20 protein-coding genes and 1 tRNA gene are annotated in these 24256 nt (G+C 25.4%); 8 read left to right on the top strand and 13 right to left on the bottom strand.

Going from position 1 to position 24256, the window contains the following annotated elements:
* Positions 1-5: 5 nt before the first annotated feature.
* Entirely contained in the window at positions 6-392 is a 387-nt protein-coding gene (locus BPAA_RS02935) for a type I restriction enzyme HsdR N-terminal domain-containing protein (RefSeq protein WP_432762340.1), read from the bottom strand.
* 106 nt (positions 393-498) lie between these two features.
* On the opposite strand from BPAA_RS02935, the gene trxB reads away from it, so the two are divergent.
* Positions 499-1449 carry a thioredoxin-disulfide reductase gene (trxB, locus tag BPAA_RS02930; protein ID WP_015430173.1) on the top strand — a complete coding sequence of 317 codons (951 nt, stop codon included), beginning with the start codon at positions 499-501 and terminating at the stop codon, positions 1447-1449.
* Between the two features lie 5 nt (positions 1450-1454).
* Entirely contained in the window at positions 1455-2897 is a 1443-nt protein-coding gene (locus BPAA_RS02925; RefSeq protein WP_015430172.1) for a glycine--tRNA ligase, read from the top strand.
* A 2-nt stretch (positions 2898-2899) separates the two neighbouring features.
* On the opposite strand, the gene pheT is transcribed toward BPAA_RS02925, so the two are convergent.
* The 3 genes from pheT to BPAA_RS02910 form a co-directional block, all read right to left on the bottom strand.
* Positions 2900-4969 (bottom strand): phenylalanine--tRNA ligase subunit beta, encoded by a 2070-nt coding sequence (pheT, locus tag BPAA_RS02920; RefSeq protein WP_015430171.1) that lies wholly within the window; start codon positions 4967-4969, stop codon positions 2900-2902.
* Positions 4966-6120: a DNA polymerase III subunit beta gene (locus BPAA_RS02915; protein ID WP_015430170.1), complete on the bottom strand. Its 1155-nt coding sequence runs from the start codon at positions 6118-6120 to the stop codon at positions 4966-4968. Before BPAA_RS02915 ends, pheT begins: the two co-directional genes overlap by 4 nt.
* A gap of 50 nt (positions 6121-6170) precedes the next feature.
* Positions 6171-6244 (bottom strand) — tRNA-Met (locus BPAA_RS02910).
* Positions 6245-6319: 75 nt separating this feature from the next.
* Between BPAA_RS02910 and pdxH the strand changes: the two genes are divergently transcribed.
* A complete protein-coding gene (gene pdxH, locus BPAA_RS02905) occupies positions 6320-6979 on the top strand; it encodes a pyridoxamine 5'-phosphate oxidase (RefSeq protein WP_015430169.1) in 660 nt (219 codons plus the stop codon).
* Positions 6980-7052: 73 nt separating this feature from the next.
* Here the strand turns inward: pdxH and BPAA_RS02900 are convergent, their stop codons facing one another.
* Positions 7053-7319 carry an HU family DNA-binding protein gene (locus BPAA_RS02900; RefSeq protein ID WP_015430168.1) on the bottom strand — a complete coding sequence of 89 codons (267 nt, stop codon included), beginning with the start codon at positions 7317-7319 and terminating at the stop codon, positions 7053-7055.
* A gap of 82 nt (positions 7320-7401) precedes the next feature.
* Entirely contained in the window at positions 7402-8361 is a 960-nt protein-coding gene (gene fmt / locus BPAA_RS02895) for a methionyl-tRNA formyltransferase (RefSeq protein ID WP_015430167.1), read from the bottom strand.
* 127 nt (positions 8362-8488) lie between these two features.
* Between fmt and BPAA_RS02890 the strand changes: the two genes are divergently transcribed.
* The 3 genes from BPAA_RS02890 to BPAA_RS02880 all read left to right on the top strand — a co-directional run bounded on the left by BPAA_RS02890 (position 8489) and on the right by BPAA_RS02880 (position 12668).
* Entirely contained in the window at positions 8489-8722 is a 234-nt protein-coding gene (locus BPAA_RS02890; protein ID WP_015430166.1) for a DUF2795 domain-containing protein, read from the top strand.
* Positions 8723-8774: 52 nt separating this feature from the next.
* Positions 8775-12071: a preprotein translocase subunit SecA gene (gene secA / locus BPAA_RS02885; protein WP_015430165.1), complete on the top strand. Its 3297-nt coding sequence runs from the start codon at positions 8775-8777 to the stop codon at positions 12069-12071.
* Positions 12072-12239: 168 nt separating this feature from the next.
* Positions 12240-12668, top strand: coding sequence for a SanA/YdcF family protein (locus tag BPAA_RS02880; RefSeq protein ID WP_023469971.1), 429 nt, complete (start codon positions 12240-12242; stop codon positions 12666-12668).
* A 2-nt stretch (positions 12669-12670) separates the two neighbouring features.
* Here BPAA_RS02880 and menD read toward each other — a convergent pair whose 3' ends face one another.
* Genes menD through prfB form a run of 6 tightly spaced genes read right to left on the bottom strand, consistent with a single transcriptional unit; the run spans position 12671 to position 19195 of the window.
* Entirely contained in the window at positions 12671-14359 is a 1689-nt protein-coding gene (gene menD, locus BPAA_RS02875) for a 2-succinyl-5-enolpyruvyl-6-hydroxy-3-cyclohexene-1-carboxylic-acid synthase (RefSeq protein ID WP_015430163.1), read from the bottom strand.
* A 16-nt stretch (positions 14360-14375) separates the two neighbouring features.
* A complete protein-coding gene (fabG, locus tag BPAA_RS02870) occupies positions 14376-15110 on the bottom strand; it encodes a 3-oxoacyl-[acyl-carrier-protein] reductase (protein ID WP_015430162.1) in 735 nt (244 codons plus the stop codon).
* The gene (gene cmk / locus BPAA_RS02865; protein ID WP_015430161.1) at positions 15094-15804 is read right to left on the bottom strand and encodes a (d)CMP kinase; all 711 of its coding nucleotides are present in this window, start codon (positions 15802-15804) and stop codon (positions 15094-15096) included. Before cmk ends, fabG begins: the two co-directional genes overlap by 17 nt.
* Before the next feature lie 6 nt (positions 15805-15810).
* Positions 15811-16689, bottom strand: coding sequence for an agmatinase (speB, locus tag BPAA_RS02860; protein WP_015430160.1), 879 nt, complete (start codon positions 16687-16689; stop codon positions 15811-15813).
* The gene (locus BPAA_RS02855; RefSeq protein ID WP_015430159.1) at positions 16686-18077 is read right to left on the bottom strand and encodes a type III PLP-dependent enzyme domain-containing protein; all 1392 of its coding nucleotides are present in this window, start codon (positions 18075-18077) and stop codon (positions 16686-16688) included. The genes speB and BPAA_RS02855 overlap by 4 nt, the downstream gene beginning before the upstream one ends.
* A 32-nt stretch (positions 18078-18109) precedes the next feature.
* Positions 18110-19195, bottom strand: a complete 1086-nt coding sequence (gene prfB, locus BPAA_RS02850; RefSeq protein WP_015430158.1) for a peptide chain release factor 2 — start codon at positions 19193-19195, stop codon at positions 18110-18112.
* Between the two features lie 87 nt (positions 19196-19282).
* Between prfB and clpB the strand changes: the two genes are divergently transcribed.
* Together clpB and era are read left to right on the top strand one after the other, a co-directional pair.
* The gene (gene clpB / locus BPAA_RS02845) at positions 19283-21910 is read left to right on the top strand and encodes an ATP-dependent chaperone ClpB (protein WP_015430157.1); all 2628 of its coding nucleotides are present in this window, start codon (positions 19283-19285) and stop codon (positions 21908-21910) included.
* Positions 21911-21931: 21 nt separating this feature from the next.
* Positions 21932-22819, top strand: coding sequence for a GTPase Era (era, locus tag BPAA_RS02840; protein WP_051048863.1), 888 nt, complete (start codon positions 21932-21934; stop codon positions 22817-22819).
* A gap of 2 nt (positions 22820-22821) precedes the next feature.
* Here the strand turns inward: era and tyrS are convergent, their stop codons facing one another.
* Positions 22822-24096: a tyrosine--tRNA ligase gene (gene tyrS / locus BPAA_RS02835; RefSeq protein ID WP_015430155.1), complete on the bottom strand. Its 1275-nt coding sequence runs from the start codon at positions 24094-24096 to the stop codon at positions 22822-22824.
* Between the last annotated feature and the right edge of the window lie 160 nt (positions 24097-24256).

Raw genomic sequence — 24256 nt, 5'->3', positions numbered from 1 at the left:
TGTATTTATGGAATCTGTTTTAAAAATGAAAAATTTTTTTTGTATTTATCAACTTGAAAAATAAAGTTTTTTATTCCATTACTGATCATTAAAAATGGAGCTTTGATAGTTTTATTATATATGGAAATTTGATCAAAAGTTTTTTGTGTAATAGGAATTTTTGGGTTTTTACATTCTATAAGAATATGTGGTTTTCTTTGAAATTGAACAAGAATATCTATCCTTTTATTTAATTTATTTATTTTAAAAGGATATTCTACCCATATGTTGGAGTTCTTATAATTTTTTATTTGTTTTAATAAAAAAATTATATATTGACGTATTACTTCTTCTTGAGTAAAGAGATAAAATTTTTTTCTGATTACGCAAAATATATGAATTCTATTTTTCATTTTTTTCAAAAATAAATGTTTTTCTACGAAAAAATTTAAATCATGCATAACTTGTTATTAAATGATTAAATGACAAAAATTAAAAATATTTTTATAAAATTATTTTATGTTATTTAAAAAAAAAATACATAATTGTGTAATTATTGGATCTGGACCTGCTGGTTATTCTGCGGCTATATATGCGGCCAGGGCTGATATGGCCCCTATTCTTTTTACGGGATTTCAACCAGGAGGACAATTGACCACAACAACTAGTGTGGATAATTATCTGGGATTCCCAGATGGAGTTAGTGGAAACGATCTGATGATAAGGTGTAAAAAGCAAGCAGAACGGTTTAATACAAAAATAATTAATCAATCTGTGAATCATGTGATTTTATCCAATAAAAAAGGAGGAATTCATCGTATTTTTTTTTCTACAGAAAAATGTATAGAAAGTAGAGGACTAATTGTAGCTACAGGTTCTCGTTCTAAGTTTTTAGGAATTTATAAAGAAAAACAATTTATAGGATTAGGAATTTCTTTTTGTGCTACTTGCGATGGTTTTTTTCATAAAGAAAAAAATGTAGCAGTAATAGGAGGTGGAGATACCGCTTTAGAAGAAGCAATTTTTTTATCAAAAATTTGTAAAATAGTATATTTGATAGTTAGAAGAAATAATTTTAAAGCATCCAAAATTTTGCAAAATCGTATTTCAAAAAATAATAATATCAATATATTATTTTGTTCTAATGTAACAGAAATTATTGGAGATAATTTTTTGGAAGGTATTAAAATTTTTAATCATAAAACTAAAACTAATAGAATTGTTTTAATTAGTGGGTTATTTATTGCAATTGGTCATGTTCCTAATACAGAGATTTTTAAAAATGAATTAGATTTGGATGAAAAAGGATATATTATTGTACAAAAAGGAAAAACCATCACCAGTAAACCTGGAGTATTTGCTGCAGGAGATGTGCAAGATTCTGATTATCGTCAAGCTATTACATCTGCTGGAACTGGATGTATGGCGGCATTAGATTTGGAAAAGTATTTATATCTATGTGTAGAATAAATAATATGAAAAAATGTAGTTATTTTTTTGATTTTTTAATTTCTCACGCAAAAGTTTATGGGTTTATTTTTCCTTCTAGCGAAATTTATGGGGGATTAAATGCAATTTATGATTATGGACCACATGGAGTGGAGTTAAAAAATAACATTAAAGAATTTTGGTGGAAATCTATGACTCGACTTCATGAAAATATAGTAGGAGTGGATTCTTCTATTCTTATGCATTCTGATGTTTGGCATGCATCCGGTCATATTGATAAATTTCATGAATTGTTAATTGATCATAAAGATTCTAAAAAAAGATATCGTCCTGAAATTTTAATTCAAGAATATGTAAAAAAAAATTTTTTAAATGATCCTAAAAAAAAAGAAGAAATATTATCTCGTTTATCTCAATCTTTAGAAAAAAAGGATTTAGGAGATATAAAAGTTTTAATTGATGAATTGTGCATTTGTGATCCCGTTTTTAAAACAAAAAATTGGACAGAAATTCGAAATTTCAATATGATGTTCAAAATTAGAAATGAAAAAGATTTATATCTTCGTCCTGAAACAGCTCAAGGTGTATTTTCAAATTTTCATAATATTGTAAAATCTAGTAGAATGAAAATTCCATTTGGAATTGCTCAAATAGGAAAATCATTTAGAAATGAAATTATTGCAAGAAGATTTTTATTTAGAATGCGGGAATTTGAACAAATGGAAATGCAATTTTTTATTCTTCCAGAAGAAGAAATAAAATGGTATGAGTATTGGAAAAAGACCCGATTAAAATGGCATTTAGAATTAAATTTAGGAGATAAAACATATTATCAGTTATGTGATCATGATCATTTATCTCATTATGCAAGTGCGGGATCAGATATAAAATTTCATTTTCCTTTTGGATTTCAAGAAATAGAAGGAATTCATTCTCGTAGAGATTTTGATTTAAAGAATCATGAATTTTTTTCGAAAAAAAAAATTCGAATTTTTGAATGGAAAAAAAATTATATTCCTTATGTTATAGAAACATCTTTAGGATTAGATCGTCTTTTTTTAGCTATATTTTCTTCTTCCTTAAAAAAGGAAAAATTAAAAAATGGAAAAATACGTATAGTATTAAAACTTCCCTATTTTTTATCCCCAATTAAAGCCGCCATATTTCCATTGGTTAGAAAAGATGGATTACAAGAAATCGCGAGAAGAATATTTCATGATATGAAAATTCGTCATAGATTAGTTTACGATGAAAAAGAATCCATTGGAAAATTATATAGAAGACAAGATGCTATAGGAACTCCATTTTGTTTTACTGTAGATTACGATACGATCAAAACAAATACAGTAACCATGAGAAACAGAGATAGCATGGAACAAAAAAGAATTCATATAAAAGAAATATCAAAAATTATCAAAGAAGAAACTGGATTCGAGAAAATTTTAAAAAAATTGTCTTATTTTATATAATTTTATTTTTCTCTTATCTTAGCTTTTAATTCTTTTTTTAAAAAAAGTTCAATTTTTTTCATTGAATTATTAATAATTTTATCAGTCAGTGTTTCTTTTTGACTTTCAAAAAAGAAACTTACTGTGTAAGATTTTTTTGATATAGGTAAATTTTTACCCTCATATAAATCATATATTTTAATTTTTTTAATAAGATGATTTTCTTTTTTCTTGATTAATTGATTGATTTTTTCGAATGAAATAGTTTTGTCTACTAATAAAGATAAATCTCTCCTTGAAGTAGGATATCTTGAAAATGGAATATAAATTATTTTTTTTTCCTGAATAATAGATACTAAATATTTCCAATCAATTTCTGCATAAAATATTTCATTTTTTTTTAAAATATGATTTTTAAACTTTCCTAGTTCAACTAATTTTTTATGATTGTATAATATGGAAATTCCATTTTCTAATAATGGATGTTTGGAAAGTATTTGAGTATAATTCAATATCCCACTTTTTTGAAAAATTTGTTCAATAACTCCTTTTAAATAAAAAAAAGGATAATTTTTAGATTCTATTTTTTCTTTTTGATAAATTGCTATTCCGAGATAGGTTTTTTCTAAAAATTTATTGTTTATTTTATAATATATGTTTCCTAATTCAAAAAATTTTATATCGGATTTTATTCTATTGTTTTTAAGATTATATTCAATGCAATCTATCATGCTGAATAACAGACTAGAACGCATCAATTGATAATTGTGATTCACAGGATTAAGAATCTTAATTTCTTGTATTTTCAAAAAAGAATTTAGTAAAGAAGAATATTTTTCTTCATTTTTTCTCATAGTAGAAGAAATAATTTCTTGAAAACCAAAACAAATTAATTGTTCAAAAAGTATTTTTTGAATTTCATGTTCTGTTTTCAAAAAAAATTTAGGAAATGTAGAAATTTTTATTTGATTATATGTTGGAATCTTATGAATTCCATAAATTCGGAATATTTCTTCAATTACATCTATTTCTCTTTGAACATCTGTTCTGTAGGAAGGAATACGAATCAATAAATATTGATCATTTTCAGAATAAATCATCATTTCCAACAATGATAAAATTTCTTTAATTTTTTTTTTCGATATTTTTTTTCCTATAATATTGATAATTTTTTTATAACGAAGTTTGATTTTTGAAATAGATATAGGATTAGGATAACAATCTATGATGTCAGAACACATTATCTTATTTTTTATGATGTTCTTGATAAGAAAAACGGTTCTTTGTAAAGCATAAACAGTCTGATTGGGATCTGTCTCTCTTTCAAAAAAATGTTGTGTTTCTATTTTTAGAGAATGTTTTTTTCTAAGATTCCGGATCATGATGGAATTAAAACAGGCACTTCCAATAAATATATTTTTGGTTTTAACATGTATATTTGATGTAATATGATTGATCATACCAGCGATAGATAATGGTTTAACAGAGTCATAAATAACTAAATCTTCTTCATCAAGTTTTCTTGTAATTTTATCTGAAGATTGAAATTTTGTATTTTTTTCCGCATTTTTTATTATAATTTTTTTATCCTCTATTTGATCCATGTCAAAAATATGGATGGGTTGTCCTAATTCATACATAACAAAATGGATTATATCTATTATATTATTTATAGATTTTACGCCTATAGATTTTAATCTAGAAATTAACCAATATGGAGATGGTTCTATTTTTATTTTCGAAATACATATTCCGGAATACCTTATACATGTATCATGTATTTTTACAAGAATTGAAAGATGAGATTCATTATTGCAATGATCCCCTTCATTTATTACTACTACTGGTTTCACCAAATGAACTTTATATCCACGAAATTTTAATACGGCATACAAATCACGTGCGATTCCGTAATGACTCATAGCATATGTACGATTAGGTGTTATTTCCACATCTAAAACAAAATCTTGGTTTTCATTATGAACAAACCCTTTTACTGTGAATCCAATATCAGTTAATATATTGGAGATTTTTTTATCGTCCATATTAAGAGGAAATACATATTTTTTAATCCAATTCAATGATATTTTCATACTTTTATTATAGACATAATCAATATCAAAATAGATTCTTCTTTTTTTTTCTTATATAAAGGCCTTAAAACCCCCATTTTATTATGATATAATTCAAAATAAACAAAATCTTCATTTAAAGAAGATAAAATTTCAATTAAAAATTTAGAATTAAAACCTATTTTCATATTTTTTAGATTTTTAGAAAAAACTTGACACTGTATTTCTGAAGTAGAATTATGATCATCTATCGTATTTTGATCATAAATTTTTAATTTATTATGATTAAAATGAAAATCAATAAAATTATTTCTATTTTTAGAAAAAATAGAAACTCTTTTAATCGTATTTAACAATAAAAATTTATTAATAATCAAAGAGATATGACATTGGTTATTATTATGAGGAATTACAGAACGATAATCTGGATAGTTTTCATTCATTAGTTGACATGAAAAAATATGATCTCTAAAATAAAAAATTATATTTTTTTTTTCATAATATTCAATAATAATATTATTTCTTTTTTCATTTTTTAAAATTTCCCTAACTATATTAAGATATTTTCTAGATATAGTAAATTGGATCCTTTGATCTGTTTTAAAATTCTTTATGGTATATTTGATCAGTTTATAAGTATCCGTAGCCACAAAATTTGCTTCATGGGTAAAAAATTGAAAAAATACTCCATTTAATATAGGATTCAATTCCTTATCTCTAGTAGTAAAAAATAAAGTTTTGTTTAAAATTCTTAAAAATAGTTTGGAAAACAAAGATATTCTACGAACAAAAGAAGACTTACATAGTGTAAGAATATTTTTATTATGATTTGAATAATCATAATAAGTAGGAATTTTATAAACTCCCTGTTTAGAATAAATATTAAGTGTATTTTTTTCCTTTTTTAAGGAAAGTTCTTCATTTGAAAATGTGCTTAAAACATTGATCATAAATTTGATAGAGAGAGTTACTTTTTCTTTGGTATATTTCTGAACATTGATTTTTATATATGTATAAATTAGATTTTTTGAATCTAATCCCCATATAATTTTTAATTGATTTTTTTTCGAAATTTCAAAACTAATTGAATTCGATAAATTATTAATATTTATAATTTTATATAAAGTATGTAATTTTCTTAATAGAAAGTAACTCAAAACAGAAAAATACATGTTCTGTAGTGTTGTTTGAAAAACAATTCATTCTTTGTTGGTTGTAATAGTAGCGTGAGGGGGATTTGAACCCCCGACCTCTGGGTTATGAATCCAACGCTCTAACCAGCTGAGCTATCACGCCATTATGTAACAAAAGGTTATATAAAACAATTAATAAAGTTAGTATATTTTTGTTTATTAATAATATTATAATATTATGACTGTTGACTTGAGTAATTTCAGAAAAAATTATGAAAGAAATTCATTATTAGAATCTAATGTCCCAAAAAAACCTTTTCAGTTGTTTGATGATTGGTTTCAACAGGAAAAATCCTTTCATCAAGAAAGGAAAGATAATGAAGAAATTAATGCTATGTCTATTTCTACCATCGGAGAAGATGGAGGGCCAGAAACTAGAATTGTTTTATTAAAAGAATATTCGGAATACGGATTTATTTTTTATACAAATTATTATAGTTTGAAAGGAAAAGCAATTCAAAACAGACCAAAAGTATGTATTTCTTTTTATTGGAAAAATATGGAAAGACAAATCATTATTAAAGGAATAACATCTAAAATTCCAAGGAAAAAATCAGATGAATATTTTCATAATAGACCTAGAGAAAATCAAATTGGAAGTTGGGCTTCTAGACAAAGTATGATTCTTTCATCTAAAGAATATTTATTAAAACAATATAATAAATGGAAAAACTTTTTTGATAAAAAAACGATAAAACGTCCTTTTGATTGGGGGGGGTATATTGTAAAACCATATAAAATGGAATTTTGGCAAGGACAACCTAACAGACTCCATGATAGATTGGTTTATTTTTTAGAAAAAGAAGGAAGATGGATTTTGTATAGATTCTATCCCTAAATGAAAAACAACGAAAAAGATAAAGTTTGGAAACAACAAACTTTATCTTTTTTTATTAGAATGAAATTAGAAATCACAATTTTGTTAATTCTGCTCCTATTTTAAATTTAGCTACTTTTTTTCCTGGAATATGTATTTTTTTTCCTGTTCTAGGATTGACTCCATTTCTAGGATGTCTTTCTACTACAGAAAAGGTACCGAATCCGACAAGAGTAACCTTATTTCCTTTTTTTAAAGATTCGATTACTGTTTCAATAAATGCATCTGTAACGTTTTTAGCTTTTATTTTTGTTATTCCAGTTTTTTCAGCTATTGAATTAACCAATTCTGTTTTGTTCATGAATGATAAATTTAATTTTATTTGACTATAAAATAATCTTACTAACTAAAATAAAAGCAAATATAGATAAATAACTAAAATTTTATCGAACAAAAAGGTTTTTTCTGATTTTCAATCCATTAATTAAATTTTTAACATGCATTCTTTTTTTTCCTTCTATTTGTCCTTCCATAATAGATATAAAACCTTCTTTAACGGAAATTTTCATTTCATGCGATGAAATCAGTATCCAACCAATTGGAAAAGTATGTGTTTTTCGTATTTTTTTAACAAGAAACATTTTAAATCTCACAAATCTTGTGTTATTAAAAAACAACAATGTCCATGCTGTAGGATAAGGACTTAATCCTCTTATTTTATTATAAATTGATTCTATATTAAGATTTTTCCATTGTATTCTACAATCTTTAGTGGATATTTTAGGAGCATATTTTAATAAAGAAGAATCAATATTATTTTGAGAAATAGGTTTGATTTTATTTTTTAGAATATTTTCTAAGGTTTGAATAACCATAGAAGCACTAATTTTTGTTAATTTTTTTTCCAATTCTCCTGCAGTTTCTTCTTTTTTGATTTGAATTTCTTTTTGCAAAAGAATTTTTCCAGAATCTATTTTTTTTTCTATGAAAAAAGTAGTCAATCCCGTTTTATTTTCTCCATTAATAATGACCCAATTAATCGGAGCCGCTCCTCTATATTGAGGTAAAAGAGATGCATGTAAATTAAAAGCCCCCATTTTAGGTAAATTCCATACTTCTTTGGGGAGGACTCGAAAAGAAACAACAATTTGTATATCTGCATTCCATATTTTTATATTTTTTAAAAAAGAAGAATTTAAAAGATTTACAGGTTGTAAAAAAGGAATATTATTTTCTAATGCGTATATTTTTACAGGAGTAAATGCTTTTTCATTTTTAAAAAATGGGTTATCAGGGCTTGTGATTATTCCTACAATGTTGTACTGTTTAGTATATAATTTTTTTAATGTATAAAGAGAAAAATGAGTTGAACCTATAAATACAATTCTTGGAAACTTTTTCATATAATTTATTTGTAATTTAAATTCACTAATTTTATCTTGTGATTTTTATGAAAAAGTTCATTGATTTTTGAAAATCAAATATATAAAATAAAATATTATTTTTTGATCTTTTAATAATTAAAATATTATGTATTGGACTTTAGAATTAGCTTCTCATTTAGAAGATGCCCCTTGGCCTGCAACAAAGGAAGAATTGATTGATTTTGCTATTCGAACTGGAGCTCCTTTAGAGGTAGTTGAAAATCTTCAACAATTAGAAAATGGAGATGGAGAAGTTTTTGACTCTATAGAAGATATATGGGCGGATTATCCACGTGATGACGAAGATTTTTATTGGAATAGAGATGAATATGAACTTTAAATATCTTATTTTTTTGTTATGAAATCATATATATAATATATTTTTTAGTTGAATGAGTTTTATCAGAAAAGTTTTAAATAAATTATTAGTAAATAAAAATGATAGAGACCTAAAAGGGATTAGAAAATTTTTGGTTGAAATCAAAAAAGAAGAAAAAAAAATATTTTTATTATCTGATGATGAATTAAGAAATAAAACTCAAGATTTTAAAAATTTAATCCAAAAATCTACAAGAAAGTTTTATGAAAAAGAAAAAAGATTACTGAGTAAAATACAAGAAAAATTTTGTTCTATTAATGTTTTAGAAAAAATCTATTCAAATATAGAAAATATTAAAGAAGAATGTTACAAAATTGAGCAAAAAGTATTAATAAATATTTTACCTCCTGCTTACGCTATCATTAAAGAAACAGCTAAGCGTTTAAAAGAAAAAAAACAACTAATTGTGACATCTACTTCTTTTGATGAAGAATTGTCAAAAACAAAGTCTTATGTTCATCTGAACGGAAATCAAGCAATTTGGAAAAATGAATGGAATGCATATGGAAAAAGCATAATTTGGGATATGGTTCATTATGATGTTCAGCTTATGGGAGGTGTGGTTTTACACCAGGGAAAAATTGCTGAAATGGCTACGGGGGAAGGAAAAACTTTTGTAGCAACTTTATCTGCTTATTTAAATGCTTTATCTGGAAGAGGAGTGCATATCGTTACAGTAAATAATTATTTATCTAGAAGAGATACAAGTTGGATGGCTCCTTTAATGGAATTTCATGGATTAAAAGTTGATTGTATTGATAACTACTCATCTTCTGATGTATATATGCGTAAAAAAGCTTATCAAGCAGATATTACTTATGGAACAAACAATGAATTTGGGTTTGATTATTTACGCGATAATATGGCTTGTTCTAAAGAAGAGTTAGTTCAGAGAGAATTGAATTATGCTATTATAGATGAAATTGATTCTGTCTTGATAGATGAAGCACGTACTCCTTTGATTATATCTGGGCCTGTTGATCCTAAAAAAGATAATAAAGAAGAATTTGAATTATTTAGAGAAAAAGTAAAAACTTTAGTCAATCAACAAAATGTTATAGTCAAAAATTTTTTACATGAAGCAAAGAATTTAATCAAGAATGGAGAGAAAAAATTAGGTGGATTTAAATTATTTCAAGCATATCGTGGTTTACCTAAAAAAAAATCTTTAATAAAATTTTTGAGTGAAGATAATGTTCGTTTGATTCTACAAAAAACGGAAAGTCAGTATTTGCAAGATTATGGAAGAGAAATCTATAAAGTGGATAAAGATCTTTATTTTGTCATTGATGAAAAAAATAATACGGTAGAATTAACAGATAAAGGAATTGAATTCCTATCAAAAAATGTGAAAGATATAGGCTTTTTTGTTTTACCAGATGTGAATCTGGAATTGACTGAAGTAGAAAAACAAAATTTTTCAAAAGAAAAAGAAACAAAAAAAAAGGAGGAACTTTTGAAAAATTTTTCTCTCAAATCACAAAGAATTCATACTATAAATCAATTACTTAAAGCTTTTACTTTATTTGAAAAAGATGTGGACTATGTTGTTTTAGGGGGAAAAGTAAAAATAGTAGATGAACAAACTGGTCGTATAATGGAAGGAAGACGTTATTCTGATGGCTTACATCAAGCTATAGAAGCAAAAGAAAATGTTCAAATAGAATCTTCCAGTCAGACTCTTGCTACAATAACTTTACAAAATTATTTTAGAATGTATCGGAAAATATCTGGAATGACAGGTACAGCAGAGACAGAATCTGGAGAATTTTGGCATATTTATAAATTAGATGTAGTAGTCATTCCGACACATAAGAAAATACAAAGAAAAGATTTTCAAGATTTTGTTTTTAAAACTCAACGAGAAAAGTATAATGCTGTTATAGAAAAAATTATTTTTTTATCTAAAAATGAAAAGCGGCCCGTTCTCGTTGGAACGACTTCTGTTGAAATTTCAGAATTTTTAAGTAGAGCTTTAAATTTTATGAAAATTCCACATAATGTTTTAAATGCAAAATTACATGAAAAAGAGGCGGAAATCATAGCAAAAGCAGGATTTCCTAGTTCTGTTACTATAGCAACTAATATGGCCGGTCGTGGTACTGATATTAAACTATCAAAAGAAGTTATTAAAAATGGAGGATTATCCGTTTTAGGGACGGAAAGACATGATTCTAGAAGAGTTGATAATCAATTAAGGGGAAGATCTGGTCGTCAAGGAGATCCAGGTAGTTCTCAGTTTTATGTGTCTTTAGAAGACAATTTAATTCGTTTATTTATTGATTCGGAAAGACTTTCTAAACTAATGGATCGATTTGGACATAAAGAAGGAGACATCATACAACATCCTTTGTTAACCAGATCTATTGAAAAAGCACAAAAAAAAATAGAGGAGAACAACTTCAGTATACGAAAACGTTTATTAGACTATGATGATGTTATTAATCAACAAAGAGAGTTCATATACAAAAAACGAAAAAATGCATTATGTGGAAATGAATTAAGTTTAGATATTTCTAATATGGTCTATATTTTATTAGATATCATGATGAATATCAATCAGTCTATCAATGATTTCAAAAATTTTGAGTATGAATTTATTCAAACTTTTGGTATTAAATTTCCCATACAAGAAGATGAATTCTTATCTTATAAAGAACGTGATTGTGTAAACAAACTTCATGATATAATTATTAATTGTTATGAAAAAAAGAAGAAAAAAATGATTGATCATGATATAAAACCTATTATATCTAATTCTAATATGGTAAATCAAAATCATGAATTTTATCAAATTCGGGTTGTTTTAACAGATGGATATCAAAATATAGTTTCCGTATCAAATTTGAAAGAATTCCATGATACAAAAGGAAAATCTTTATTATCCATATTTGAAAAAAAGACTATATTATGTTTTATGGATGAAAAATGGAAAGAACACCTACGTGAAATGGATGGGTTGCGATATTCTGTACAAAATGCTGTTTTTGAACAAAAAGATCCTCTTATTGTTTATAAACAAAATGCTTTTAATTTGTTTCAAGAAAGGGTTTATGATATAAATAAAAGAATTATTTCTTTTTTACTTAAATCCACTATTCTAATAGGAGATATTTTGTGCTTTCCAAAAAATAAAAATCATTTTACAAACAATTTTGTTATGAAAGAAAAAAATGGAAAAAAATTAGGAAGAAACAATAGAATTAATATTCGTCATTTAATTACGGGAGAAACTAAAAATATTAAATTCAAACATATAGATTCTTTTTTAGAAAAAGGCGAATGGGTCATAGAAGATGATACTTTTTAGATTTTGTTAATGTGTTAATTAGAAATAAAACGTATATTTTCCCTTATTATTTCATTTATTGTATTCTGTTATCTTGGAATAAGTTTTTGGTCAATAAGAAAAAGTTATGATTCTATTAATTATATTCCATATAATACATTTGGTGTAGTTTTAGGAACTTCTAAATATTTGCATGGAGGAGGAATTAACGCTTATTTTAAGTATAGAATAGATGCAGCTTATTTTCTTTTTCATCATAAAAAAATACGTTATATCATTGTAAGTGGAGATAACAGAGAGAAAAATTATAATGAACCAAAAATGATGAAAAAGGAATTAATTAAAAAAGGAATTCCTTCTCATTTTATATATGAAGATTTTTATGGAATTAGCACTTTGCATTCTATTGTAAGAGTTCATAAAATTTTTCATCAAAAAAAATTTACGATTATATCTCAAAAATTTCATAATGAAAGAGCTATTTTTATTGGAAATTGTTTGGGCCTAGATGTGATTGGATTTAATGCTAAAAGCCTGACTTTTGATAGAAAAATACAACTTAGAGAAATTTTTGCAAGAATTAAAGCCTTATGGGATGTTTTTTGTTTTTTTTATTAAAATCAGGATAAATAAGATAAATATTTTTTCAAAATTTGATCATTATTAGATTTTTTAGTATTTATTTCCAATAAACAAGGTTGATTTGTTTTTTTCCAAAAACATGATAAACTATTTTTTAAAGTATCCGTATCGGATGCTTCTTCGTATTTCCAATGATACATTTCGCATATTTTTTTTGCAGAAAAAATATGTTTTGTTTCAAAAAAATGAAATATCCTTTCAGGAAGATTTTTTTCTGAAATGAATCTAAAAATATTTCCCCCTCCATTATTAATAAGTATAATACGAAAATTTTTTGGAATATAATTATTCCATAAAGCATTACTATCATAAAAAAAACTTATGTCTCCAACAATTAATGTTACAGTTTTTTTTCTTATTGTAGCAGAACCTATAGCAGTTGAAACACATCCATCTATTCCTGAAGTCCCACGATTACAATAGGATTTAATAGAATATTTTTTTTCATCAAAAAGTTGATAATATCTTATAATCATACTATTTCCTAATTGTAAAATAGTATGATTGGGTATGGCTTTGAATACGGAGAATAAAACGTTTAAATCTGAAAAACTTTTTTCTTTTTTGAAAAAAAATTTATGTTTTTTTATTTTTTCTTTTTTCAATTTTTCCCATTTTTTCCTGTAATTTGAAGAAGGAATAAATATATTATTAAAATTATGAAAAATTTTTAAAAAAAATTCTGGATTGATAGGCCAATAAGTTGTTAGTTTATAATAGGTATCCGGATAATTCTCATAATGCTCTCCTATATGCCAATGATATATTGGAGGATATTTTCTTAAAAGAAATTTTATTCTTTTGGATATAATATTGATACCAATAGTTAATAAAATATGAGGTTTAAAATTCATCCATTCTCTAGGATTCATATTAAAAATAAGTTGATCTATACTTGAAAAAAAATTTTGTCCATAGACATGAGACGTTGTTTCTGTAAAAATGACAATGGAAGGATCCAAGCTTAATTTTCTTAAAATTTTTTCCGTATTTTTTCCTGTATAATATAATCCTAACAGGATCATTTTCTTTTCATATTTTTTCCATATATACTGTTCTTTTTTATAATCATATGTTTCAACATAATTTTTAACAGGTATGGTTTTTATAATCTTAGGTTTTACTTGTAAATGATTTGTAGTATCATAAAGGGGCTCTGAAAATGGAATATTAATATGAATAGGTTTACTTTTAGAAATACATTTGTTGATTGATTCATTCATCAATAGATCATTATACCATATTCCTGATTCAGATTCATCTTCTGTTAATTGAACAGAAGTTTCTACATGTTCTTGAAAAATATTTTCCTGATGAATGGATTGTCCTTCAAATATATCTATAATTTCTTTTGGTCTATCTGCAGTCACTAAAATAAGTGGGATACTTTGATAAAAAGACTCTGTAATGGCAGGATAATAATTAACAACTGCAGAACCAGAAGTACAACTAATGACTACAGGTTTTCTTATTTGTTGAGCTATTCCTAAAGCAAAAAAACCTGCACATCTTTCATCTACAATACTATAAGTTTTAAAATCTTTATGTTGAGTAAAATGTATAATAATTGGAGCATTTCTAGATCCTGGAGAAATGATGATATTAAATATAGATTTTGCTTTTAAAATAATTCCTAAACTTTGTACAATTTTTTTACTTGAATACATTAATTATTATGATTATTTAAATTAATCCTCCATTTACATTTAACACAGTACCGGTAATATAATTTGATAGATCCGAAGCAAGAAACAAAGTAGAGTTCGCTACCTCTTGAGGGGTTCCTGCTCTTTTTAATGGAATGTTTCTTATCCAATTCTCTTTGATTTTAGATTGAAAATGAGAATTCATTTTTGTTACTATATATCCAGGTGCTATGGCATTACAACGAATATTTTTTTTTCCTAATTCTCTGGCTATTGATTTTGTGAATCCAATAATTCCTGCTTTAGATGCTGCATAATTAGATTGGCCAATGTTCCCCGTTAATCCTATAACGGAACTCATATTAATAATGCTTCCTTTCTTTTGTTTCATCATAGGATGAATAGCATGTTTCGTTAAATTAAATACAGAATATAGATTAGTTTTAATAACATCATCCCAATCTTTTTTGGATATTTTAAGCAAAAAATTATCTTTTATAATTCCTGCATTGTTCACTAATATATCTAACCTCCCATATTTTTTTATTACTTTTTTCACTAAATTTTCTGATGAATTGAAATCTGAAATATCTATTTTATATGCTTCAACTACATCTTGAAATTCAAATTCTATTTTTTTTGCTTCCTTTATGGAGGAACAAAATGTAAAAATAACATGAGCTCCATGTTGTACAAAAGTTTTGACTATAGATAGACCTATATCTCCTGAACCTCCTGTAACTACAGCTATTTTTTCATTTAATAGTTTCATATGTATGATCGGTTATTTTTTTTATTAATTGAAAGATGAGATTTAATTGTTTTTCTATACTTAAAAAAGTGTTATCTATTTCTATAGAATCTATAGATTTTTTGAGTGGAGAAATATTTCGTGAAGTATCCATTATATCTCTATGAATTAGATTTTTTTTCACTTCTTCATAAGAGACTTTTTTTCCTCTATTTTTTAAATCTTGATATCTTCTGTAAGAACGAATTTCTATAGATCCTTTCATAAATATTTTTAATTCTGATTTAGGAAATACATAATTTCCTACGTCTCTTCCATCTACAACGATTCCTTTTTCTTCTCCAAGATGTCTTTGTATAAGAGTTAACTTTTCTCTAATTTCTGGAAATTGAGAGATGAAACTGACTTTAGATTCAACTTGTTCTGACCTAATCTTAGATTGAATATTTTCCTCATTTAAAAAAATATCTGTTCTATTATATTTTTGATTCCATTTAAATTTTAAATTTATTTCTTTCAAAAGAGGAATAAAATTTCGTATATTCCACGAATCACTATCAAAAATCTTTTTTCGAATAGCAAATAAAGCTACGCTTCTATACATTGCCCCACTATCTATATATTTATATTTTAGTTTTTTAGAAATAGCTTTTGCTAAAGTACTTTTTCCGGATGAAGAATATCCATCTATAGCTATAATAATTTTTTGATTCATATTCTTTTATGAATGAATTGACATTTCTGTATACTTATATGATAATAATTTATAATAAAGTTTGGCTGCTAAAAAATCTGTAGAAGATTCTTTTTGATTAGGTAAAAGTTCCACTATATCAAATCCTATTACATTTTTATTTTTAAAAACTTTTTTAAAAAATTTTAAAGCTGTATACCAAAATAAACCTCCTGGCTCTGGAGTCCCTGTAGAAGGAGCAATGCTAGGATCAAAAACATCTATATCTATACTAATGAATACGTTTTTAGACAATTTATGAACAGCATCATGCATCCATGAATCATTTTTATAAATCTCGTGCATATAAAATACGTTTCCTTTTTGAAGATATTTTTTCTCTACTATATCCATGCTACGAATTCCTATTTGTATTAAAGGATGTTTTTGAGAGGCTTCATGCATAGAACAAGCATGATTATAAGGACTTCCTTTGTATATAGGACGCAAATCTGTATGTGCGTCCATATGAAGAATACTTAAATTCGTGTATTTTTCTCCAAAAGCTCGAATACTACCTATTGATATTGAATGATCTCCTCCTATAAGGGTAATGAATTTTTCTTTAGAAAGATATTTTTTTGTAGTATTATATACTTTTTCAATCATTTTTTTTATAGAAATTGAAGAATTAATAATAGAAGGAACAAGGAAAATTCCTTTTTTATATACTTCTGAATTGGTTTCAATATCATATAATTCCATGTGTTCTGCTGCAGATAAAAAAGCTTTAGGCCCTTTTTTAGATCCCTTTTTCCATGTTTGAGTATAATCATATGGAACTGGAATAAGTACCGTTTCAGATTTATCAAGTGTTGTATACTTTTTAGAAATACCTGCAAAAGTTTTTTTTTGATTTGATTTCAATAACCCAATATTTTTAAAATTTCTTCTGGACTTTGTGATAGACGAAATATTTTATATACAAAATTTTTTTCTTTGTCATGATCTATCAATACATGAATTGGTTGAGGGATTAAACAATGATGTACTCCACCATATCCACTAATTGTATCTTGATAAGCTCCAGTATTGAAAAATCCAATATAAAGCGGAATTTTTTGATGAAAACAAGGAAGATATATTGCATTCATATGTTGTTCTGAATTATAATAATCATCACTATCACATGTTAATCCTCCTAAAAAAACTCTTTCATAACAATCATTCCAACGATTAATTGCCATCATAATAAATCTACGACTGATTGCCCAAGTATCAGGAAGTGTAGTCATGAAAGAACTATCTATCATATTCCATTTTTCTCTATCATTCTGACGTTTTTGATTAAGAATTTTATATAAAATTCCTCCACTTTCTCCTACTGTATAAGCTCCAAATTCTGTATAAATATGGGGGTCCGAAATATTTTCTTTTTGACAAAATTTTTTTATTTGATAAACAATTTCGTTGGTCATGTATTCATAATCATACTTAAAAGACATGGATGTTTTGATGGGAAACCCTCCTCCTATATTTAAAATTTCTAATTCTGGTGCAATTTTTTTCAATCTAGCATAAATATGCAAACACTTGAAAAGTTCATTCCAATAATAAGCAGTATCTTTGATTCCTGTATTTATAAAAAAGTGTAACATTTTTAATTTTACTTGAGGATTATTTTTTATTTTGTTTAAGTAAAAAACAATAATATCTTTATATCCAATTCCTAACCTAGAAGTATAAAATTCAAATTTTGGTTCTTCTTCAGAAGCAATACGTATTCCTAATTTAAAAGGAGAATGAATGACTAAACTTAGTTTTTCTAATTCATCGGAATTGTCTAATATTGGTATGGTATTACAGAATCCGTTATTAATAAGTTCTGATATATTTTCAATATAATTTTTTGTTTTAAATCCATTGCATATAATTTCAATATTTTTAGTAGTTTTCCCTTTTCGATAAAGGCTTTTCACAATTTCTATATCATAAGCATATGAAGTTTCAATACTAATATTGTTTTTTAAAGCTTCTTCTAAGACAAAGGAAAAATGAGAGCTTTTTGTACAATAACAATAAGTATATTTATTGTTATATTGATTGGAATCAATAGCTTTTTCAAACCATGTTTTAGCTTTTCGTATATTTTGAGATATTTTTGGTAAATATGTAAATTTTAATGGAGTTCCATATTTTTTAATAAGATCCATTAATGGAATTCCGTGAAATTCTAAAAGATTATTTTTTATAGAAAATTCCTCAGTGGGAAAATCAAAAGTTTGATCTATAAGATCAACATAACGGATTTTCATTGAAATTGAATATAAATAATTAACTTGTATTTCTATATTTTCATTTTATATAAAAAATTTTTTAAAAAAATGTCTATTTCTCCGTCCATTACAGATTGTATTTTCGTAGTTTCATAACCTGTTCTTAAATCTTTTACTAATTTGTAAGGATGCATAATATAATTTCGAATTTGAGATCCCCATTCTATTTTCTTTTTTTTGGATTCTATTATTTCTTTTTTTTCATTTTTTTTAATGATTTCCATTTCATATAATCTGGATTTTAATATTTGAAAAGCTTTTTGTCGGTTTTGTATTTGAGATCTGGATTCTGTATTTACTATAGTAATTCCTGTAGGATTATGACGTAATCTTACTCCTGTTTCTACTTTATTTACATTTTGACCTCCTGCTCCACTAGAACGAAAAGTTTCCCATTGTATATCTGATATTTTAATATCTATATCAATATTTTCGTTGATCATGGGATAAACATATACAGAAGAAAAAGAAGTATGACGTTTTGAATTACTATCAAATGGAGAGATTCTGATTAATCTATGTACTCCATTTTCTCCTTTCAAATATCCAAAAGCATAAATACCATTGATTTCTAAAGTAACAGATTTCATTCCAGTAACATCTCCAGAAACATAATGAATTTTTTTCACCAAAAAATTTTTTTTTTCTGCCCACATGGAATACATTCTCATTAACATGAAAGTCCAATCACAGCTTTCAGTTCCTCCAGCTCCAGAAGAGATTTGTAATATTGCATTAAAAGAATCTTCTTTTTTTGAAAAAATATTTTTGAATTCTATATTTGAGAGTAATTTTTTTGTTTTATATAATTGAATTTCAAATTCTTTTTCTAAATTTTGTTCTTTGGAAATAGAAAATATTATTTCTAATTCTTCAAAAGCATTTTTTAATTCTGTAAAATCTCTTATACATGTTTTCATTTCATGCATTTCTTTTATAAAATTTCTAGATTTTTTATTATAATCTTTCCAAAAATTAGGATTGGATATTTTTTCTTGTTCTTCATTTATATGTTTCTTAATCTGATCTATTTTTAGAATATCATAAATTCTATGAATTCTTTCTGAAATAGATTGAATTTCTTCTTTTTTTATCATGGTGCGAAAATAAATATTTTGAAATAATTTATTTTAATAACGAATCTGATTACAAATTGTTTTATATTATAAAAATTTCATTTTTATATGGATTATAATAAGTTTACGATCAAATCACAGGAGGTAATACAAAAAGCACAACATATTGCGTTAAAAAATAGTCAACAATCTATAGAAAATGCACACATTTTAAAATCAATGTTAGAAATTGAAGAAAATATAATTCCTTTTCTTTTAAAAAAATTAAAACTTGATTCTCAATCAATAATTATCGGATTAGATCGTATAATTTCTTCTTATCCAAAAATCCTTAGCAGTGGCCCTTTGGCTTTACATTTCAGTTCACATGTAACAAAAATGTTGAGTATTGCAGAAAATTATGCTCATACATTAACAGATAAATTTATCTCTATAGAACATATTTTTTATGGAATTTTTATGAGTTTTGATTTTACTTCGCAATTATTGAAAGATCAAGGAATCACGGAGAAAAAAATAAAAGAAATTATTGAAGATATAAGAAAAAAAAACGGAAAAGTCATTTCTCCTACAGCAGAAAATATTTATAATGCTTTGGATAAATATGCCAAAAATCTTAATGAATGGGCTTATAAAGGAAAATTAGATCCTGTTATTGGACGTGATGAAGAAATCCGTAGGGTTCTACAAATATTATCTAGAAGAACAAAAAACAATCCCATTTTGATAGGAGAAGCAGGAGTAGGAAAAACAGCTATTGCTGAAGGTTTAGCTCATCGTATTATTAGTGGAGATATTCCAGATAATTTAAAAAATAAACAAGTATTTTCTTTAGATATGGCTTCTATCATTGCAGGAGCTAAATATAAGGGAGAGTTTGAAGAAAGACTGAAAGCCGTCGTAAAAGAAGTAACATCTTCAGATGGAGAAATTATTTTATTTATTGATGAAATTCATACTTTAGTTGGTGCAGGAGGAGGTGAAGGGGCTATGGATGCCGCTAATATTTTAAAACCAGCATTAGCTAGAGGAGAACTTAGAGCTATAGGAGCTACAACTTTAAATGAATATCAAAAATATTTCAGAATAGATAAAGCTTTAGAAAGAAGATTTCAACAAGTATACGTAAATGAACCTTCTATTTCTGATGCAATATCTATATTACGTGGAATTAAAGAAAAATATGAAAGTCATCATAAAGTCAGAATCAAAGATGAATCTATAATAGCTGCAGTAGAATTGTCTAAACGTTATATTAATGAACGTTTTTTACCAGATAAAGCCATTGATCTTGTAGATGAAGCGGCATCCAAATTAAGAATGGAAATAAATTCAAAACCAGAAGAATTGGATGTATTACATAGAAAAATTATGCATATGGAAATACAAATAGAAGCTTTAAAAAGAGAAAATGATGAAAAACAATTAATTCCTTTAAAAACAGAATTATATAAATTAAATAAAGAAAAAATGCAATTGCAAGCTCAGTGGCAAAATGAAAAGGATTTAGTTGAAGGGATCCAAAAAGCTAAAGATAAAATAGAAAGTTATAAATTTGAAGCAGAACAAGCAGAAAGATCAGGGGATTATGGAAGAGTAGCAGAATTAAGATATGGAAAAATCAAAGAAAAAGAAAAAGAAGTCAAAGCGCTAGAAAATGAATTAAAGAAACAAGAATATAAAGGAAAAAAAATGATACAAGAAGAAGTTTATAGAGAAAATATAGCTCAAGTAGTATCTAAATGGACTGGAATTCCAGTGACTAAAATGTTGCAAAGCGAAAGAAAAAAATTATTATTTTTGGAAAAAGAATTACATAGAAGAGTGATAGGACAAAATGAAGCTATTCAATCTATGGCAGATGCTATACGACGTTCTAGAGCTGGATTACAAGATGAAAAAAAACCTATAGGATCTTTTCTTTTTATGGGTAGTACAGGAGTAGGAAAAACGGAATTAGCTAAAACTTTAGCAGAATATTTGTTTGATGATGAAAATAATATGATTCGTATAGATATGAGTGAATATCAAGAGCGTCATTCTGTTAGTAGATTCATAGGAGCTCCTCCTGGATATGTTGGTTATGATGAAAGTGGACAACTAACAGAAGCTATACGTAGACGTCCTTATAGTGTTATTTTGTTAGATGAAATTGAGAAAGCTCATTCAGATGTTTTTAACATTCTTTTGCAAATTTTGGATGATGGAAGATTAACTGATAATAAAGGAAGAACGGTAAATTTTACAAATACTATTATTATTATGACTTCCAATATAGGAGCAGATATAATTCAGGAAAATTTGGGACAAGAAATTTCTTATAATAGAATGGAAGCGACAAAGAAAGCTTTAATAGATTTATTAAAAAATATTGTAAGACCTGAATTTATTAATCGGATAGATGAAATCATCTTGTTTAAACCTCTTTCTAGAAAAGAAATAAGAGATATTGTTAAACTACAAATGAAAAAATTAGGAGAATTGCTACATAATAAAAAAAATATTTCGATAGAATCGACTAATGAAGCCATAGAATATTTATCGGAAAAAGGATACGATCCTCATTTTGGAGCTAGACCTTTAAAAAGAGTGATTCAACATGATATTTTAAATAATCTTTCCAAAGAAATCATAAAAGGAAAAATAAAAAAAAATCATAAAATTTTAATAGATTTTTTCAAGGAACAAGGAATCGTTTTTCGACAATCAGAAAAAGTTGAAAATATTAATATTTAAATCATACTAATATAAGTGATTATTCATAAATCGGGTTTTGTTAATATTATAGGATCTCCTAATGTAGGAAAATCTACCTTAATGAATTCCCTTGTAGGAAAAAAACTTTCTATCATTACAAAAAAACCACAAACTACCCGTCATAGAATATTAGGTATTATCAATAAATCTGATTTTCAGATTATATTTTCGGACACTCCGGGTGTCATTGATCCTATTTATCCCATGCAAAAAATTATGATGCAATATGTAGAAAAATCATTAGAAGATGCCGATATTATTTTGCTCACTACAGAAATAGGAAAATTGGAAGACGTTACAATATTCAATCACATTATTAAAAAAAAAAATAAGAATATTCCCATTATTATATTGATTAATAAAATAGATAAAATTGGAACAGAATGCGGAAAAAATATATTATATTATACCATTAACCATTGGCATAAATCAGTTCCTGATTCAGAAATATTACCAATATCTGCATTAAAAAGTATGAATCAAGATCTATTAATGAATAAGATAATATCTTTATTGTCTGTACATCCACCTTATTACCCCAAAGATTATTTAAGTAATAGATCTGAACGTTTTTTTGTTAATGAAATTATTAGAGAAAAAATATTTTTTTTATATAAAAAAGAAATTCCTTATTCCGTAGAAATTCATACAACACTTTTTAAAAATAAAAATACTTTTATATATATATTCTCATATATATATGTAGAACGACATTCTCAAAAAGGAATATTAATAGGAGAAAAAGGAAAAGCTATTAAAAAATTGAAATTTTTTTCTATAAAAAGTATAGAATTTTTTTTTCAAAAAAAGGTCCAATTAAAATTGAATGTAGAAGTGTGTAAAAATTGGCGGTATGATTACAAAAAATTAAAAAATTTTGGATATTAAAGTTATTCAACTTTTAAAATAAAAAATTCTTTTTTTCCAAATTGAAACAAAATATATTTTCCTCCTATTATGTTTTCTTTTTTGATCAAAAAATTTTCTTTTACAAGAATTTGATTTAAGTGAATTGAATTTGCTTTTAAAGCACGATTTGCTTCACTTTTAGAAGAAAAAAATCCACTTTTTTTTAGAAGATCTAATAAAAAAATTCCTTTTTCAAATTCCTTACAAGATATAAACATATGTGGAATATGATTATATATAGAGATGAAAGTTTTCTCATCCAAAAATTGAAAAGGTTCATTTTTTTTTTCAAATAATATATTTGTGATTTCTATTATTTTTTTAGAAATTTTATTTCCATGAACCCATTCAGTGATTTCATTAGCTAGTTTTCTTTGCAAGAATCTTTTATTTGGATGTTTTTTATGTTTTAAAATTAAATTTTCAATCTTTTCTTTAGATAAAAAAGTATATATTTTGATATATTTTTCAATTTCAAAATCAGATAGATTCATCCAAAACTGATAAAATTTGTATGGAGATGTTTTTTTTTCATCTAACCATATATTTTCTCCTTTTTCGCTTTTTCCAAATTTAATTCCATTAGGTTGAATGATTAAAGGAAAAGTAATTCCATATGCTTTTTTTCCTGTTTTTTTTCGAATTAATTCTATCCCTGTCGTAATATTTCCCCATTGATCAGATCCCCCAACTTGCAATTGGCAATTTTTAATTTGGTTTAAATACAAAAAATCATATCCTTGTATAAGAGAATAAGAAAATTCAGTAAAAGATATTCCGTTTTTCTTATTCTGAATTCTTTTTTTTACAGAATCTTTAGATATCATGTGATTTACAGTAAAATATTTTCCTATTTCACGAATAAAATCTATAAAATAAATATTTCGAATCCAATCAAAATTATTTAATAATTCTATTTTTTCTGAATAAAATTTTAAAAGTTTTAATATTTGGTTTTTTATAGATTCTGTATTTTTTTCCAAATTTTTTTTACTTAAAAAGATTCTTTGATCTTCCTTTTCAGAAGGATCTCCTATAAAACCAGTCGCTCCACCAATTAATACTAAAGATTTGTGTCCCTTTCTTTGAAAATGAATTAACATAATAATAGGTAAAAGACTCCCCAAGTGCAAAGAATCAGATGTAGGATCAAAACCTATATACATGGTAGTAGGTTTTTTTAATTGATTTTCTATACCAGGAACTTTGTTTTTAATTAAACCTCTCCATGAGAGTTCATCAATAATATTTTGCATAGAAAAATAATAGTAATTTTAAATTATTTAATTATGATAAAAAAAATTGCAATATACAATTTATTGATTTTTTGTTTTAGTTTAGCTCACATTATTTCCAGTACGATTTTTTTTAAAACAGATCTTCCTTTTGTATTAAAAATATATGTTTTTTTGTTTC

Source organism: Blattabacterium cuenoti BPAA, assembly GCF_000348805.1.
In the GTDB taxonomy this organism is placed as follows: domain Bacteria; phylum Bacteroidota; class Bacteroidia; order Flavobacteriales; family Blattabacteriaceae; genus Blattabacterium; species Blattabacterium cuenoti_B.
Note: the sequence above shows the minus strand (reverse complement) of the source record. Positions and strands in the feature narration are given on the sequence as shown.

What these genes read in the sequence shown, in the direction of transcription:
- BPAA_RS02935 (WP_432762340.1), bottom strand. Translation starts at nt 392, where the DNA reads ATGAAAAATAGAATTCATATATTTTGCGTAATCAGAAAAAAATTTTAT.
- trxB (WP_015430173.1), top strand. Translation starts at nt 499, where the DNA reads ATGTTATTTAAAAAAAAAATACATAATTGTGTAATTATTGGATCTGGA.
- BPAA_RS02925 (WP_015430172.1), top strand. Translation starts at nt 1,455, where the DNA reads ATGAAAAAATGTAGTTATTTTTTTGATTTTTTAATTTCTCACGCAAAA.
- pheT (WP_015430171.1), bottom strand. Translation starts at nt 4,969, where the DNA reads ATGAAAATATCATTGAATTGGATTAAAAAATATGTATTTCCTCTTAAT.
- BPAA_RS02915 (WP_015430170.1), bottom strand. Translation starts at nt 6,120, where the DNA reads ATGTATTTTTCTGTTTTGAGTTACTTTCTATTAAGAAAATTACATACT.
- pdxH (WP_015430169.1), top strand. Translation starts at nt 6,320, where the DNA reads ATGACTGTTGACTTGAGTAATTTCAGAAAAAATTATGAAAGAAATTCA.
- BPAA_RS02900 (WP_015430168.1), bottom strand. Translation starts at nt 7,319, where the DNA reads ATGAACAAAACAGAATTGGTTAATTCAATAGCTGAAAAAACTGGAATA.
- fmt (WP_015430167.1), bottom strand. Translation starts at nt 8,361, where the DNA reads ATGAAAAAGTTTCCAAGAATTGTATTTATAGGTTCAACTCATTTTTCT.
- BPAA_RS02890 (WP_015430166.1), top strand. Translation starts at nt 8,489, where the DNA reads ATGTATTGGACTTTAGAATTAGCTTCTCATTTAGAAGATGCCCCTTGG.
- secA (WP_015430165.1), top strand. Translation starts at nt 8,775, where the DNA reads ATGAGTTTTATCAGAAAAGTTTTAAATAAATTATTAGTAAATAAAAAT.
- menD (WP_015430163.1), bottom strand. Translation starts at nt 14,359, where the DNA reads ATGTATTCAAGTAAAAAAATTGTACAAAGTTTAGGAATTATTTTAAAA.
- fabG (WP_015430162.1), bottom strand. Translation starts at nt 15,110, where the DNA reads ATGAAACTATTAAATGAAAAAATAGCTGTAGTTACAGGAGGTTCAGGA.
- cmk (WP_015430161.1), bottom strand. Translation starts at nt 15,804, where the DNA reads ATGAATCAAAAAATTATTATAGCTATAGATGGATATTCTTCATCCGGA.
- BPAA_RS02855 (WP_015430159.1), bottom strand. Translation starts at nt 18,077, where the DNA reads ATGAAAATCCGTTATGTTGATCTTATAGATCAAACTTTTGATTTTCCC.
- prfB (WP_015430158.1), bottom strand. Translation starts at nt 19,195, where the DNA reads ATGATAAAAAAAGAAGAAATTCAATCTATTTCAGAAAGAATTCATAGA.
- clpB (WP_015430157.1), top strand. Translation starts at nt 19,283, where the DNA reads ATGGATTATAATAAGTTTACGATCAAATCACAGGAGGTAATACAAAAA.
- tyrS (WP_015430155.1), bottom strand. Translation starts at nt 24,096, where the DNA reads ATGCAAAATATTATTGATGAACTCTCATGGAGAGGTTTAATTAAAAAC.